Source organism: Candidatus Uabimicrobium amorphum (assembly GCF_009002475.1).
Classification (GTDB): domain Bacteria; phylum Planctomycetota; class Uabimicrobiia; order Uabimicrobiales; family Uabimicrobiaceae; genus Uabimicrobium; species Uabimicrobium amorphum.
Genome location: NZ_AP019860.1, coordinates 1,520,441 through 1,537,366 on the forward strand (window position 1 = coordinate 1,520,441; position 16,926 = coordinate 1,537,366).

The window sequence follows — 16,926 nt, forward strand, 5'->3', positions numbered from 1 at the left end:
CTGATATGTTAACTGTCGAACAAAAAAAGTTTATCTTGTTTTGCATGGAAAACGATTTTTTTACCAAAAAAGATGCACAACAAATCCAAGAAAATATGGGAAAGTATCCCAAAGCATCTTTTGGCGAAGTTGTGGCCAAATCTTTGTCGTGCTCCATGGCTCATATCGAAAAAATGCGCAACGCTTATATACAACAAAATGACAATGCACAAAGCAATACCATGCCGATGTACTTACTAAATGATTACAAATGGGCGCAGGAAGTATTTGGACGTGGCATTGTTGACCTAAAGGTTTTAAACCGCATCCTCCAAGAAAAATACCAAGAAGGAGACGAGCGCGATTTTTTGCAAATTCTCTTAGCAAAGCGTGCTATTAATACCAAAAATTTTCTATTGGTACAAAAAGAAATCAATGTGGAGCAGTGGCGCGACACACCTTCTGAACTAGAAATTCGCATGAAAGGCGATTCCTATTTTTTCGAGCGCAAGTCGACAGCAAAAACGCTAGGACGTTATAGAATCATACGCGAATTAGGACGTGGTGGTATGGGCGTTGTCTACGAAGGATACGATCGTGAACTCGATCGCACTGTCGCAATCAAAACGATGATTTCCAACCTTGCAGGAGAAGAGCAAAAGGAGCGTTTCCTTCGCGAGGCAAAATTAATCGCATCTTTAAAACACCCCGGAATAACGCAAATCTACGAGATCGGAGTGGAAGACGAGGTCGTTTTTTTTGCCATGGATTATATTGAAGGTCTGTCCCTGATCGAATATATCAAAGTCATGCAGCTCGATGTCCATGAGAAAATCAAACTCATGGCACAAGTTGCAGATGCTTTGGCATTTGCACATCAACAAGGTGTCATTCACCGCGATATAAAACCTGACAACGTCATGATCGACTCCAACGGCAAACCATATCTTATGGATTTTGGATTGGCAAAACGCAAGGGTAGCGAGGTTCTAACTATGACCGGAGCTGCGATTGGTACCCCCCAATATATGTCGCCGGAGCAAGTTGAGGGACAAAAGGGAAAAATAAAAAAAACCACCGACGTTTTTTCCTTTGGAATCGTATTGTACGAAGTTCTTGTCGGTAAGCCGCCATTTACCGCGGCAAGCATTCAAGCCATTTTTGCCGCCATATCTGTAAAAGATCCTGTCATGCCACGTAAGTTAGTTCCCGACTTGCCACGGGATTTAGAGACTATTTGCATGAAATGCCTGGAAAAATCTCCTGCAAAGCGCTATCCCACCGCACGTGCTTTACACAACGATCTACAAAATTTTATCCATGGAGGAAACATTAAGGCCAAGCCTGTCGGAATCACCGCAAAAACGATGCGTTTTGTACGACGTAATAAAATGGTGTTTAGCTTGGCGTGTATCTTGGTTGTTTCCGTGACAACACTCGCATATCAATTCCTGTTCGCCCCGGGAACTTTATATTTAAAATTAAAAGGTGACAAACAGATTTTAACTGCCAACATCTTTATCGATGATGAATTTTTACCTGTACAGAAAAGTTACTCTTTGGCAAGTGGTTATCATGAAGTGACCATAAAGCATCCGCAATACCAAACACTGCGCTTTTCGGTCAAACTCGCCCCCGGGGAAGAGCGCAACATTGAGAAACAGTTAAAGCGTATTCAAGGCAAAATTACATTGAAATCCCCCATAAGTGGCATCCGTGTAACATGCATTCACCAAGAAACGCAGGAAAAATTCCATTTTTTTGCCCCGGTATATGAATATGAACTCCCCAAAGGCGATTATGAATGTATCTTTGAAAAAGATAATTATTTTGCGCAACAACGCAAGCTACATATTGGTCCGAATCGCATCGTAAATGTAGATATCGACCTCGAAAGTATGCTAGTGTGGAAGCAAGATTTTGCCCAAAAAATCCATGATATTGCCACCGCAGATATCGACAAGGATGGACGCGATGAATTGTACGTAACACGTGACGAAGGTAGCATTACTAGTTTTGATATACTCTCACGTCAGGAATTATGGTCGTTTGTTTCCAACTTGCGCAGTTTTGGTGGTATCGATTTTCACGATATAAATCACGACGGCGTTCTCGATATTGTTTATACTCACCAAAATGAATTTTTTATTCTAGATGGTAATACACACAACAAAATATTTACCGAACCTTCGTGGTGGGGAGGACGTTACGGTTTTTACGACGAAAATGGAGACGGATACGACGACGTAATTTTGGCAAATCATCACCGCGGTATTCGCTGTATTGACATGAAAAGCGGTAAAGATCTATGGCGCAGACCAATGCGCAATTTCAAAGCGGCTTCGGCACAAATTTTGGATTTTATTACTCCAACACAAATTTTATATCCGACAACAGATTACGATTTTGTATTGTTTGATGTTAAACGAAAAATTCAGCGTCCCATTCTGAAAATGCAAGATGCCAGTTTGGTTGCCTTTGATGAAAAGCACCTGTTTTTTAGCAATCGTCAAACATTGTCATGTATCGAGAAGCGTAAACTTTCTCAAAAATGGGCGTGGAAAGCCAGCAGCCAGCATATGATAAAAATTCAAGTTTGTGACATTGACAACGATCATCGCGAAGAAGTCATCGTGGTTGCCGACCACTTGTATTGCCTGGATAGCGAAGATGGTTCTTTGAAGTGGAAGTCACAACAACCATGCGGTTTTACCACAACTTTTACACCCATCGTTACCGACTTAAATAAAGACAATAATCGCGAAATTATTGTCAGTGGAGATAATCGTGTACTGATTTTTAATAACCGTGGTGCGCAAATTAGTGAATTGAAATTTGCCAGCAAGTTAAAGAAGTTGAAAATCGCAGATGTAAGTGGTGATGGCTTTTTAGAAATTTTATGTTTACTTGAAAAGAGCATTCTCGCAATGAATCCCACAAAGGGACTCAAAAAGACGTACAAAAATGATTTGTTTTTAAACGCGCGAAGTTTAATTCCCGTTGACGTAAACAATGACGAAGTATGCGATGCAATTGTGGCCAATACCTTGGGAGAAATTTATTGTTTAGATGGTAAAAATTTTCAAAAAATTTGGCAGATAAAGCAGCCAGAGGAAACTCCTATATACCTACAAAACGTCACTTCCCGTAAACAGCTTATCGTAAATCATCGCGAAAAAATATCATTGTACGATCTGCAGGGAAACTTAGAAAAAGACCTTGTATTGTCACCATACAATCAAGGTGTAAATATGCAAATCGTCAACCTCAACAATGACGAAGTTCCCGAAATAATATACTCGTTAGAAGGTCACATATACTGCTTTAGCGATGGTAATTTGCTATGGAAAAAACCATTTCCTCTCCGTCACGGCTTAGTGGATTTTGTGGATGTGAATAACAATGGCTTTAAAGATGTTATTGTACTTTCAGAGATTCGCGACGATTTAGGTTACTCGTTTGTTGTATGTTTTGAAGGGCAATCGGGAAGTTTGCTGTGGAAAGAAGAAACAATGTATGCCGGAGGAAAACTTCTTGGACCTATGGTACTTCAAGGTAGTACAGGACCTCTTCTCTTTGTCACACAGCACGCAGGTACTGTATCACATATCAACTTTCGCAACGGCAAAACAATTTGGCAAAAACAACTCACCACCGGTGCCATCATAAATCATGCTCAAGTGGGTAACTTTGATGGAGTTGCGGGAGATGAAATTATCGTATTTGGCGATGATGCCGAAATTGTGTCCTTGGATGTGAGTACGGGTAAAAGAAATTGGATACAATTTAGTGAAGACGGTTTTAGTAATCGCGATTTTAACACACTAGTCGCGGACATTGACAAAGACGGAACTCTTGATGTTGTCACAACAATAAATCCCGCAAAATTTCGCGTATTTAATTTAAAGAGTGGACGTCATGTCTCTACCGTATATGGAAAAACGATCAAAGGCACGCCACATTTCATCCGTAGCGCCAATGACTATAACTTTTTTACCGTTACCACCAACTCTCAAGTCATTCATATAAAATCTTTTATTAAATATTTACACGCATCTCTAAAGAGTAATGCCATTTTTCCTCTAAAAAATGGCACAATACGCAGCCATACGTCTGAAATCGACAAAGCGGTGCATTGTATTGAGCAGCAACAATATACATTGGCATTGAATTATATAAAAAAATACGAGCAAGTATACCCTAAGGCCTTCGTGGGAAAATTTTTACATTTGGTCATATCTCTCAATCGACAATCTCCAAATGCTCAGAAATTACTTGCTGCTCTCATTAGTACATCCATATGGAATTTTGAAATCACTTGGCAAAAATATGCAGCGCTGCTAGACGATCAAGGGAACGAGCACCTACGTAAAATTTTACCAAGTACCATCCGTAAACGCGGTTACCACAAAAAACTAGTACGTGCTTATGAAAATGCCATTTTCATGAACAATCCACAAGAACAACAACGCTTGTTGGCCATGTCTTTAAAATATGGTAGTAGTAGCGATCCTGGATATGAAAATCGTAGACAATTGTATTTGCAGTATGTGCGCAATGAAATAGCGCGAAACTTTACTTTGTATCGTAGGCACAAAGGTTTCCGTATTATCGAAAAGGCTTTCACCGTACTACATAACGATAAAGATCTTCATTTAGAAAAAATATATTTATGTATCGATAGACGTAATTACGAAGAGGCGATGATTGCCATCCACAAACTATTACGGAAAAATCCCAAAAATTTGACCGCTCACATAGCATTTACCATATGTAAAATTTTACAAAAAAACTATGCCCAAGCTCTTGATTTCTTACAAAAAAACAAGCAGAGTTTTATCGGGAAACAGCAAACGAAAAGTATTTATTTATTTTTGACACTTTTAGCAAAACGTGATAAAAAATCAGCTGTGCAAGTATGGAAGCAGCATTTAGAGCACTTAGGTCCACAAGATTTATGGAAATACTCGCTACGTTATCTTATCTATCGCTAACAAGGAAAGTATATTGAGCATTCTTTACTGTTTGGACTTGATCGGAGTTGCCGTCTTTGCTTTTAGCGGGGCACTTGTTGCGGGGAAAAAAGGACTTGATTGGGTGGGTGTCGCCGCTTTAGCGGCCGTTACCGCACTTGGTGGTGGTACACTTCGCGATATTCTTCTCAATAAAGATGTGGTTTTTTGGATGAAAGACCCCACCTATTTATGGCTTATTCTCGGAGCTTCTCTGTTCACGATGATGTACGTACGTTTTTGGAAACCACCTTTTACGACACTGCTATATGCCGACGCCTTAGGTCTGGCACTTTTTACCATTACCGGTGCACAAATAGCGGAAAATCAGGGGATGACAGGAATCATAGTGGTGCTGATGGGGATTATGACCGGAACAGCAGGAGGTGTTCTTCGCGATGTTCTTTCTGGAGAGGTGCCTCTTTTATTTCGTTCCACAGAAACTCTGTATTCCACAGCCTCTGCGATTGGGATCGTTTGTTATTTGGCGTTGCAGTACTTAGGTTGTGCTAAAACGATTGCGGCTTTTATTGGAATTTTCATCGTGGCGTGCATCCGTTTTTTTGCCATCATTTGTGGACTTCGCCTTCCCGCATTTCATGTTGCGAATGAGGAAGGCTAGTAAAAGATGGTTTTGTAGTCTGCGGGAACCGTTTTCGAAACTACACCATTTTAGCAGAAATGCTGGTAATACACCTTGGCAATGGCTTGTTCCATTTCATGGGCATTGCTAAAACGTTTTTCTTGCTCTTTTTCTAGAGCCTTTAAGCATATGTCGTCGAGTTCTTGCGGAATATCTTTTTGCAAATCACTTGGTTTTACCGGTTCGTCTTGCAAAACTTTCCACAACACTTCGTGAATTTTGGTTCCTTTGATTTCAAATGGCGGTTTTCCAGTGATCATTTCGTAGAGTATGGCACCCGCCGCATAAATATCGGTCTGCACGTCAATTTTTCCGCGTTTAACGTCGATTTGTTCGGGGGCCATATAACACGGTGTACCGACAATTTCGTTGTCTTTGGTAAGCTTTTCATTTTCGGCAACTTTTGCTAAACCAAAATCCATAATGTGCGGTTCACCATCGTTATCGATAATGATATTTGCAGGTTTTAAATCGCGATGAACCACTCCACTTTTATGCGCGGTAAAAAGCGCATTTGCTATTTTTTGTGCAATCCCCACGGCAATACCAGGTGTCACTTCACCACTTTTGATGAAGTGGTCTAGAGTCTTGCCTTCGATATATTCCATCACAAAGTAATGCAGAGGGGTATTACCTATATCGTAAACCGTGATGATGTTTGGATGTTTGATTTGAGCAATTGCTCGCGCTTCTTGTGTTAAGCGTTTGATAAGTCGCTCATTTGTATCGCGGATGCTCTTTAAGGCCACATAGCGCTCTAGACGTGTGTCATAAGCTTTGTAAACAATCCCCATACCACCTTGACCTAGTTTATCTTCAATGCGATAGTGAAAAAAGTCTTCACCTATTTTGATACCATCAGAGGTTTGTAACCCATCCATTGTGACACATTCTTCAACATTATCTTTTACTTTTGCGTACGACAATTGCGTTTTTATTCGTGCCAAAGCAATCACAAAATCAACTGGTTTTGTAATATAATCGTTGGCACCGTTTTCCAAAGCCCAAGCAATATCCTCACTTTGGTAGCGTGCGCTTACCATAATGACCGGCAACTCCGACATTGAATATTTCTTGCGAATTTCTTGCAGTGCTTCAATGCCGTTCATTCCAGGCATATTGATGTCTAGTAGAATAAGATTAAACTCGTGCTTGCTTACAAGATCAAGAGCTTCGAGGCCACTTGCAGCGGTTAGTACCGAAAACTTTTTGCGCTTTAATCTACGCGATAGCATATCGCGGTTCATTTCATTGTCGTCGACAACGAGAATATTCGCCCCTTCAGTTTTATTCACTACTCGTCCTCTTTCGTAAGAAAAATATTTATTTTTGAGATCAGTCTTTTCAAATCTACTGGTTTGGTATCGTATTCGTCGCAACCTGCCTCTAGTGCTTTCTCGCGATCCCCGACCATCGCATGTGCCGTGAGGGCTATAATGGGAATATTTTGCGTTTGTGGATGTTGTTTAATACGTCTCGTCGCTTCCCATCCATCTATTTTGGGAAGACTCATATCCATTAAAATCAAGTCGGGATTTTGTGACTGAGCTTTTTCAATAGCCTGTTCTCCGTCCACAGCAAGAATGGTATTAAATCCTTTTCTTTTTAGCCTGCGCATCAACATATCGTAATTTAGTTCGTTATCTTCTACCAAAAGAATTTTAAACATAACGGTTTTCCTGCACCTCAACCTATGAAGACGTTTTTATTAATGTACTGATTTTTTGCATCAAATCGTCGCTACTCAGCTCACTTTTTTCTATTATTTTTTGTACACTTCCACTCAGTTTTTCACGATCTTCTTTGGTGATGTTTTTTGCAGATACCACAACAACAGGTATGTCCTTCCATTCAGAAGAAGTACGCAGATTTACCAAAAACTGAAAACCGTCCATTTGCGGCATTAACAAATCGAGAAGTATTAAATCGGGGATATGTTCTTGTATTTTTTGTAACGCACTTTCTCCATTTTCAGCCACGACAGCTTTATAACCTTGTTTTTCCAAAGAACGCAGTAACATTTCTTGCATGTCCTCGTCGTCTTCGACAATGAGAACCGATGGCGTCTCATTTTCTTTATATTTTTGCAACACTTTTGTCAAATGGTCAAGATCCAGAGGTTTGGTTAGGTACTCTGCCGCCCCTAATTCAAATCCCATTGATTTTTTGTCCACCATCGAGATCATGATCACCGGAATGTCTGCCAGTTGTGGATTTTGTTTCAATTGTTTGAGCACTTCCCAGCCGTCAATATTGGGCATCATAACATCAAGGAAAATAGTTTGCGGTTTTACGGCTTCCGCTTTTTCCAAGCCCTCCTTACCATTCATCGCGATTTCAAGATTGTAGCCTTCTTTATCTGCAAAGCGTTGCATGACATCGTGGATCGTAATATCATCATCAATGACCAGTATTGTATCTGGATTGTTACTCGGTTTACTTGGTACTTTTTTTATCGCTTTTGTGGTGTGACTTAAACGACCGCGAGAAGTATTTTCTACAACTTCCTCTTCAGAAGCTTTTACGGTTAGTGGCAATTCAACATGGAAAGTCGAACCTTTTCCTTCTTCACTTTCTACACTAATACTTCCGCCCATCATTTCGCAGAACTTCTTGGAAATGGTTAAACCTAAACCAGTTCCTCCGTATTTACGCGTTGTTGAAGAATCTGCTTGTGAGAAAGGCTCAAACAAGCGATCGGTTTGTTCTGGGTTTAGCCCAATTCCCGTATCGCTAATCGTGAAGGTAACGCGCTCGTTCTTTTGAAAAGTGCGTAAAGTAATCGTTCCTTGCTCAGTAAATTTGGCGGCATTACTCAGTAGATTTAATAAAACTTGTCTTACTTTCACTAAATCCGCGCGCATTTCGCCTAAATCTTCGGCATAATCTGTTGACAATGTATTTGAATTTTTTAGAGCCAATGGTTCTGCGGTAACGAGTATTTCTCCCAGCATCTCATTGATATTAAATTTCTCAATATGCAGATCCATTTTACCCGCCTCAATTTTTGAGAGGTCGAGAATACCGTTGATGAGAGATAGTAAGTGTTTACCGGCAAATTTAATTTTATTCAAATCTTCGACGAAATCCTCTTCGCCCATATCCTCTGCATCTTCCAGTAGAAGTTCACTGTAACCAATAATTGCATTTAACGGTGTTCTTAATTCGTGACTCATATTCGCCAAGAACACACTCTTATGTTTGTTACTCTCTTCTAATTGTTTGTTCTTGAGGTCGAGAATATTTTGTTGGGTAATAATTTCACTATTCTGTTTCTGCAACTCACGACGCTGTTGCTCTGTTTTTTCTAATAGCTTACGCATTTCTAAACGCGATAGAGCTGTATTGAAGTATATCGCAATATTTTCAGAAGCCTCTTCTAAGAATTCAATTTGTCGCGAAGTGAACTTATGCGTACTACCAATAACAAGAAGACCTTTCACATCGTCTTCATGCAAGAGTGGCAAAAAGAGAATGTTCTCGATCTGTACTTTGCCAAGACCTACATTGATCGTCAGCATATCCCCAGCGTTGTCGAGAACAATGCGTTTTTTTTCTTTGGCAGCTTGTCCAGGTAAGCCTTCTCCCCATTTAAATTTTTCGGTCAAATAACTTTGTCCCTTGCCAGCAAAGGACCCCACCAGCTTAAATATATTGTCACGATCTTTCAAATAAAGTGCCGCAACTTGTGAGTCAAGGTATGGTACAAGATAGCTCAAAATATTTTTCGCCATCACGTGTATTTCTTGTTCACCACGCATTTTATCGTTCAGTTCTGTCACACCTGTCTTCATCCAGTTGGTTTGCTGCAGAGCCTCTTTATTACTCTGAAGTTCCTGGGCGCGTTTTTCTGCTTGGAGCTGTATATCTTCATTGGCTTTTTCGAGTTCAACTCTCTTGAGAACGATTTTATCGATCTCTTTTTTTCCGCGAATGGAATATATAACGAAAAAAATCGCGATCAACAAAATCCACCCGCCACTGCTTAAAAGCGTTTGTGTATCTCCAAATACCCCTAAACTATTTCCCGTGGACACATAATTCCATGTTACATGGTGAACCACCATGAAAATGTAAAATAATATCAGTATGCTTGCACGGCGATATAAAGCGAAAATCGCTAGTGAGATAATCATTTGCGAATATAACGCTAGTGTAAAATCTACTTTGGCAAAATACGCCAGAATAACGCATAAAAAGGCTTGCGCTATCGTTAAAACGTAGCAAGCAAAAGATGGATACTTTATTGTCATAAAAATAGCGAATAGAGATGTAACACCTGCACAGCTTACACAGGTATAAAAGTATTGCTGTTGTGGCGCCTCTATTGAAAAAAGTTTGAAAGAAATCAAAATCCCAACAAACCACTGTACAACGATCCAAGCACTCAGAAAATAGTTGCTTTGCCCGATGATTTGTTGTTGATGTTCTTCGAGGAACTTTTGGGTCGAATCGAAATTCGTTGTTGATACACTTGTGTTTGACACGGAATGACCTTTCCTGCATTTTGCCGCAATGAATTTTTAAGTTGCCTGGAACACCAATCTGTTTATACTAAGGAGTGTTCTGTAAATCAGACAGATGAATTGTAACCAAAAAATTGTGGATAATCCAATGATTTCTACGCTAGAAAGACGAAAACTATGACGGACATTGACAAACAACTACAGTTTATTATTGAAATCGACAAATTAAAGAATATTTTTCGACGAAATTATATTGCGGATGGACTACGCAACGAAAATTCTGCTGAACATTCTTGGCATTTGGCAATGATGGCGGTAATACTTGAGCCACACAGTAAAAAAATAGATTTATTAAAAGTCATAAAAATGGTGATTATCCATGATATTGTCGAAGTAGATGCCGGAGACACGTATATACACGACAAGGATGGTTTAAAGGATAAAAAACAGAGGGAAATAAAAGCCGCTAAACGTTTATTTGGTATTCTTCCGCAACACCAAGCACAAGAATTACATGAACTTTGGGATGAATTTGAAGAAGGGGAGAGCAATGAAGCGAAATTTGCCAATGTACTAGATCGCCTTCATCCCTTCTTATTACACATTGAATCGGATGGCAAGGCGTGGAAAGAAAATAAAATTAGTGCGCACCAAGTTTATGATGTTATGGCACCCGTAAGAGAGTTTCCCGAGTTATGGCAATACTTAGCAAAACAAGTGGAATCTGCCTGTGAGAAAGGTTGGTTACAAAATGACGAAAAAATATAAATCGAGTGCTTTTATCTTTCGCCGCGATTTGCGTTTGGGAGACAACACAGGCCTAAATGAAGCTGTCAAAGAATCTCAACAAGTAATGTTGTGTTTTATTTTTAATCCACGACAAGTGGGGGGTAATAATCCATTTCGCGGGCAAAATATTCTACAGTTTATGCTCGAATCCCTTGAAGACTTACAAAAACAAATAGAAAAGCAAAACGGACGCCTGTATTTTTTTCACGACACAGTTGAAAATATCGTAGATCACTTAGCCAAAAATGATTGTGAGGCCGTCTTTTGTAATCGCGATTATACACCGTTTAGTCAAAAACGCGATGCTGCAATAGAAAAGCGTTGCAAAAAAAACAAAGTAGCATTTCATTCCTTTGCCGATGCGCTATTAACCGAGCCAGGACAAGTTCTCAATTTGAGTAATGAGCCGTATAAGGTGTACACTCCGTTTATGAAAAAGGCGCGCTTGATTACCGTAGAACGTCCCCAATACTACAAAAACCCTTGCTTTTCCAACGATGACTTGTCAAATACGGTTTCTTTGGATGCGATGCGTAAAGAAATTTGTCCCAAGTCCAATAAAAACCTATACGTTCCCGGTGGACGCACCTACGCTCTTAAGCAGCTAAAAAAAGTGAAACAATTCACTAACTACAAAGAGCAGCGTGACTACCCATCGATTAAAGGTACAACTGGGCTTTCCGCTCACAACAAATTCGGTACAATTTCCGCACGTGAATTCTTTCATACCGTCGCAAAAGATTTAGGAGAAACGCACACCATTATTTCCGAGTTGTATTGGCGTGACTTTTTCACTCACGTAGCGTATCACTTTCCGCATGTTTTTGGTAAGTGCTTTCATGAAAAATACCAAGGGTTAAAGTGGGAAAATAACAAAAAACAATTTGACCTATGGTGCGAAGGACGAACGGGATTTCCAATCGTAGACGCCGGAATGCGCGAACTAAACACCACCGGCTACATGCATAACCGTGTACGTATGATTGTCGCGTCATTTTTGACAAAACACTTGCGTGTTGACTGGCGCTGGGGAGAAAAGTATTTTGCACAACAGCTTATCGACTATGATCCTTGTGTCAACAATGGAAATTGGCAGTGGGCCGCTTCCACCGGTTGCGACGCTCAACCGTATTTTCGCGTTTTTAATCCATGGCTCCAGCAAAAAAAATTCGATGTGAAAGTGGAGTATATCAAAAAATGGGTTCCAGAGTTGGAGTTACTCGACGCCAAGGTCATTCACAATTGGTTCAATGAAAAATACGCAGATCTTGAAGTGGATTACCCGCGCCCCATGGTAGATCACGCGACAGAGTCGAAAAAAGCCAAAGCGATGTTTGCCGATTTGAAACAGTAACTCATAAAATAATCCAACGAACAAAAAAATATTATGTTGTAAATTGCGTTACACATCGATCATTTCTATTTTCTTCCAACACAAATTCACTTCATGCGTCTAACAACGTACCTGAGTTTAAATACTTTATGCAGAGCACTTATCATAAGTGCTCTGCATACCTTATACTCACAAAGATTTGTTATAAAGGAGTTACACATGAAATTTTCTCCTAGTGAATTTCCTAAAATTCCACAGTACAAACAACAAGCGGATTGGCTGCATTGTGTGAACAACGTGGTGTGTATGGAAAAAATTGATGGCACAAATACACGTATTGGCATAAGTAAAGATGCACAAAGTGCTGATGATATTGTCATTGGTGGGCGTACGCTCCTTGAGCACGAAGAGAAGTTTTCACAAAATTTTATCTGCGATATGATCCGCAAAGACAAAACGTTGTGTAAGGCAATGCTTTTCTTTGCCAAAGAGATCGACGCCAATGTCACCTTTTATGGTGAGACATGCGGTGGTTCTATTCAGGCCTGTGGATTTATTTACGGTAAGATAAATTTTGTACTTTTTGCCGCCGTGATGGATGGAATCTGGTGTAGCTATAGTCGCACGATGGGCGGTGATAAAGAATATCCGACGCTGATGCAGATTTCAAAACGTTTGGATTTTACCCTTGCCCCTGTACTGTACCAAGGTACACCCAATGTACAGGAGTTTACTTCTCTACTCGATCGTCGTTCTCAGCACAGCGAAAACCGTGGTTTTCGTCGCCAAGATACCGATAACACTCACGAGGGAATTGTCATTTGGAGCGATCCATTACTTTTCAATAACTACGGAGAAGCGCTTGTCGCCAAATATAAGCATCCCAACCGCCAAGAGTACATAGCACCTACAGAAGAGCAGCAAACTCCCCAAGATTTTGCGAAACGCGTTGTATTGCGTGAACGAATTCGTCATGCGATGGAATATTTAAAAGAACAAGGGCGTTGGCAAGAAGAGTTTTTCGCTAACAAAGAAAACGTCATACGCCGTGTTATTCAAGATATTTCTCGTGAAGTAGATGAATACCAACAACAATTAAATTTACATGGGAAAAAAAATGTGCGTAAAGCTTTGAGCTCCGAAGCCGAAAAACAATTTTCGATGATGAAAACGTAGTCAAGTAAAATATATCCAAATAAAATTCCTAAAAAAACGTGGTGAATGGTCGTGAATTTATGTATACTCCGATACTTGCGAATCATTCATCGTTAAGGTGTGTATTAGTAACACACTGTTCTATTGATAATCTCCCAGGTTCCATTCAACGGAGAAGTTACGTGATAAAAATTGCTTTAGCAAACCAAAAAGGGGGTTGTGCAAAGTCGACAACCTCTGTTAATCTTGCAGCATGTCTAGCGGCAAAAAACAAAAAAGTTCTACTAATTGATGCAGATCCACAAGCGCACGCCACAATACATCTCGGAGTAAATCCATACCAAATGGAACATACGCTTTACGACCTTCTACTACATAATAAAAAAGCCAAGGATGTGATTGTGCAAACCGCGACAAAGAATCTTCATGTCATTCCCTCACACATTGATCTTTCCGCAGCAGAAATAGAGCTTGTCACTCATATTGGTCGGGAAAGTGTATTGCGCGATCAACTCAAAGGTCTCGGTAAAAAGTACGACTACTTATTAATTGATTGTCCTCCTTCTCTAGGATTACTTACGATAAATGCACTTAACGCCGTGGACAGAATTATTATTCCCATTCAAGCGGAATTTTTTGCCCTGGAAGGTTCGGGAAAACTATTACAAACCGTCGATGTCATCAAAGAAAGATTAAATCCTAAATTGGAAGTATACAAAGTTCTCATCACACGCTACGATTCGCGTAAGAATATATGCAAAGACGTGGCGGACAAAATTGGACAACATTTTGCGAAAAAAGTGTTTAAAACAAAGATTAGAGAGAATGTAAAACTTGCAGAAGCGCCGAGCTATGGAAAACCCATAACGACGTATGCTCCAAACTCCAATGGAAAAAAAGACTACGCAAGTCTTGCGAAGGAGGTGATCAAAGATGGCTAAAAAATCAGGTCTTGGTAGTAACCCCTTAAGTTGGATTCAACCGACAAAACAAGGTATCTCTGATTCCGATTCGGATTCGCAAATAGTCGATGGCAAAGAGATCAAGGTGGTTGAAATTAGCAAAATAAAGCCTGACCCCAACCAACCGCGCAAAGAAATTAATCCACATAGTGCCGACATTAAAGAATTGGCTCAAAGTATCAAGGTGCACGGCTTTATAAATTTCATCACCGTACGTAGTGAAGAAGATGTTTATATTATCGTCGCAGGTGAGCGAAGGTATACCGCAGCAAAAATAGCTGGGCTAAAGAAGATTCCGGTGATGATTATTGACGAAAGCAAAGCTCCTTTGGATTATGCACTGATTCAATTAGAAGAGAATTTGCAACGCGAAAATTTAAATACCTTTGACGAAGCCGATTTTTATCAACGCTTACAAATAGAATTTGGACTACAACAGAAACAAATTGTAGAAAGAGTGGGAAAAAGTAAAGCGTATATATCAAAAATGATGAAACTGGCCAAAATCGAGCCACAAGTAAAGGAACAAGCGAAAGAACAAGCTGTCCCTCGCGAGGTACTATTTGAGCTTTCGTCGTTACAAAAAGAAAATCAGACAGAAGTGTGGGAAAAAATAAAGAAAAACCCGACGATTGCTGCCGTAGAAAAAAGTAAGGCCGGGCTAACGAAAAAGAAACCAACAAAAAGGAAAAGTAAACGCCCCGACGCGCAGTTGGTGTTCCAGGCCCTAAAGAAAGCCGTCAAAAAAGACAACGACGCTATTTTCCAATTTATCCCCTCAACAAAAGTGCAAAAACTGTTAGAGGAATACGGCGAAAGTTAGGTGGGTTTTGTTGTAGGGATTCGTCCTCTGTATTGGTGCCTCATCATCGAATTAGGGTGGATTTTGTTGTAGGGATTCGTTTTCCGTATTGGTGCCCTCACCATCGAATTAGGAGGGATTTTGTTGTAGGGATTCGTTTTCCGTATTGGTGCCTTCACCATCGAATTAGGGTGGATTTTGTTGTAGGGATTCGTCCTCTGTATTGGTGCCTCATCATCGAATTAGGGTGGATTTTGTTGTAGGGATTCGTTTTCCGTATTGGTGCCCTCACCATCGAATTAGCAGTTACAGCTGCGCTGTAAACTGCTATTCTCATACCTCTCCCACAGGGAGAGATGTAATGCGTCTCTTTTGTAAAAAACTAAATTCACTTGATTTGCGAGACAAAAGTATCGCGTTACCATATTCATAAAATTATGGTTGTGCATGCGGCGGCACAAAGTAACACAAATGGAAACAAATTCAGACGTGTTATGCCTCTCCCTGTGGGAGAGGCATGAGAATTATGGTTTTTAGCGAAGCTAAAACCTTAAATTCGATGGTGAGGGCACCAATACGGAAACGAATCCCTACAACAAAATTCCCCCTAATTCGATGGTGAAGGCACCCAATCTAAAAATCCCCTAAGTCAACCATTCCATCACCTGCAAAAAAGTGCCCGCATCTATTTTACCTGCATATAAATTGTGCAATAGCGTTTCGCGCAGTGTTGCCGTCTTTTGCGCCATTTTTGTTATTTTCTCTTCTGACATATTTGTATGCACGGCTTTCCGCAATGCAGCATCGATTTGCCAAAGTTCGTATATAAGCACTTGCCCGTTGTAGCCAATATATCTACACTTTTCACAACCTGTATTATACCCAAGCCTCACTTTCGCAATATCAACACCATACTCCAAAAGCTCTCGTTCAACAGCAGATGAAACGTCATAACCCACACCGCAATGACCACATTGTTGCGGTAGCAAATATTGCGAAATAATGAGATCTACGCAGTCTATGACCTGCGAGCCTCCCATTTCACATACACGCTGTATCGTTTGCAATGGACTATGAATCCCGCCCCACATACTGACAACTAGCATTTTATTCTGTTCACTGAGTTCTAGTGCCGCGCTCAGCGAATCGTGATCACGAATAGGATGGGCAATTCCCCAATAGTCGACCATCGAGGTTTTTTCAAAAATAGCGCCTATGTTCATACCGATATCGTGACGAATCGCCAACAAATCTGTATTTTTTGGCCACTGGGTGTTGCCATTGTCGATCGCACAGCAACGTTTTGTCGTAAGCTCGTTTAAAATTGCGGACTGCGTGGTCGTGGCTCCCCCTTCTTGCGGAGAACTGATGAGAATTGCTTTCGTATTTTTTTGGACAATGATATCCTGCGAGGCTTTGTTCATTCCCAATTGTGACAATGGCTTTAACGTTTGCGTTGCGATCGTCTGTAACTTTAAAGATACTTCGTTGTCATCTTGTAGGTAGTGGAGAATACCCCTGTAACCTTGGCGCAAAAAGCGATGCTGTATCGAGGACTCTTGTATATCGAAAGCTTTTTTGATGTTATGAATAAAGTTTATAGAACAAGGGCGGGTTATACAGTGATTGTCGGTGTCGTATATTGAGATGGAAGTTTCGCCGCGATGGGAATGAAAGTATAAACGACGAAAATTGAGCAAAAACAACTCGCCTATGCATGAAAACACAGACGAGTCACTTGTTGTATTTGCTATCTTAGAAAAAATTTTTTCTATATCCATTTAT

11 protein-coding genes are annotated in these 16,926 nt (G+C 40.3%); 7 read left to right on the plus strand and 4 right to left on the minus strand.

Features of this window, described 5'->3' with window-relative positions:
• Window positions 1–5 precede the first annotated feature (5 nt).
• Together UABAM_RS05305 and UABAM_RS05310 are read left to right on the plus strand one after the other, a co-directional pair.
• Window positions 6–4,973, plus strand: coding sequence for a protein kinase domain-containing protein (locus UABAM_RS05305; protein ID WP_151966961.1), 4,968 nt, complete (start codon window positions 6–8; stop codon window positions 4,971–4,973).
• Between the two features lie 13 nt (window positions 4,974–4,986).
• Entirely contained in the window at window positions 4,987–5,613 is a 627-nt protein-coding gene (locus UABAM_RS05310) for a trimeric intracellular cation channel family protein (protein ID WP_229759359.1), read from the plus strand.
• Between the two features lie 50 nt (window positions 5,614–5,663).
• Here UABAM_RS05310 and UABAM_RS05315 read toward each other — a convergent pair whose 3' ends face one another.
• From UABAM_RS05315 to UABAM_RS05325, 3 genes are read right to left on the minus strand one after another with little or no spacing between them, the layout of a single operon-like run.
• A complete protein-coding gene (locus UABAM_RS05315) occupies window positions 5,664–6,929 on the minus strand; it encodes a protein kinase domain-containing protein (RefSeq protein ID WP_151966962.1) in 1,266 nt (421 codons plus the stop codon).
• Entirely contained in the window at window positions 6,929–7,303 is a 375-nt protein-coding gene (locus UABAM_RS05320; protein WP_151966963.1) for a response regulator, read from the minus strand. Before UABAM_RS05320 ends, UABAM_RS05315 begins: the two co-directional genes overlap by 1 nt.
• Before the next feature lie 22 nt (window positions 7,304–7,325).
• A complete protein-coding gene (locus UABAM_RS05325; RefSeq protein WP_151966964.1) occupies window positions 7,326–10,121 on the minus strand; it encodes a response regulator in 2,796 nt (931 codons plus the stop codon).
• Window positions 10,122–10,277: 156 nt separating this feature from the next.
• Here UABAM_RS05325 and UABAM_RS05330 point away from each other — a divergent pair, with 156 nt between their 5' ends.
• The 5 genes from UABAM_RS05330 to UABAM_RS05350 all read left to right on the plus strand — a co-directional run bounded on the left by UABAM_RS05330 (window position 10,278) and on the right by UABAM_RS05350 (window position 15,162).
• The gene (locus UABAM_RS05330) at window positions 10,278–10,868 is read left to right on the plus strand and encodes an HD domain-containing protein (protein ID WP_151966965.1); all 591 of its coding nucleotides are present in this window, start codon (window positions 10,278–10,280) and stop codon (window positions 10,866–10,868) included.
• A complete protein-coding gene (locus UABAM_RS05335; protein WP_151966966.1) occupies window positions 10,852–12,243 on the plus strand; it encodes a cryptochrome/photolyase family protein in 1,392 nt (463 codons plus the stop codon). Before UABAM_RS05330 ends, UABAM_RS05335 begins: the two co-directional genes overlap by 17 nt.
• A 198-nt stretch (window positions 12,244–12,441) precedes the next feature.
• Window positions 12,442–13,398 (plus strand): RNA ligase family protein, encoded by a 957-nt coding sequence (locus UABAM_RS05340; protein WP_173013146.1) that lies wholly within the window; start codon window positions 12,442–12,444, stop codon window positions 13,396–13,398.
• A 161-nt stretch (window positions 13,399–13,559) separates the two neighbouring features.
• Window positions 13,560–14,318 (plus strand): ParA family protein, encoded by a 759-nt coding sequence (locus tag UABAM_RS05345; RefSeq protein ID WP_151966968.1) that lies wholly within the window; start codon window positions 13,560–13,562, stop codon window positions 14,316–14,318.
• Complete coding sequence (locus tag UABAM_RS05350) at window positions 14,311–15,162, plus strand: ParB/RepB/Spo0J family partition protein (RefSeq protein ID WP_151966969.1); 852 nt, start codon at window positions 14,311–14,313, stop codon at window positions 15,160–15,162. The genes UABAM_RS05345 and UABAM_RS05350 overlap by 8 nt, the downstream gene beginning before the upstream one ends.
• Before the next feature lie 623 nt (window positions 15,163–15,785).
• On the opposite strand, the gene UABAM_RS05355 is transcribed toward UABAM_RS05350, so the two are convergent.
• Window positions 15,786–16,922 (minus strand): ATPase, T2SS/T4P/T4SS family, encoded by a 1,137-nt coding sequence (locus tag UABAM_RS05355; RefSeq protein WP_151966970.1) that lies wholly within the window; start codon window positions 16,920–16,922, stop codon window positions 15,786–15,788.
• Between the last annotated feature and the right edge of the window lie 4 nt (window positions 16,923–16,926).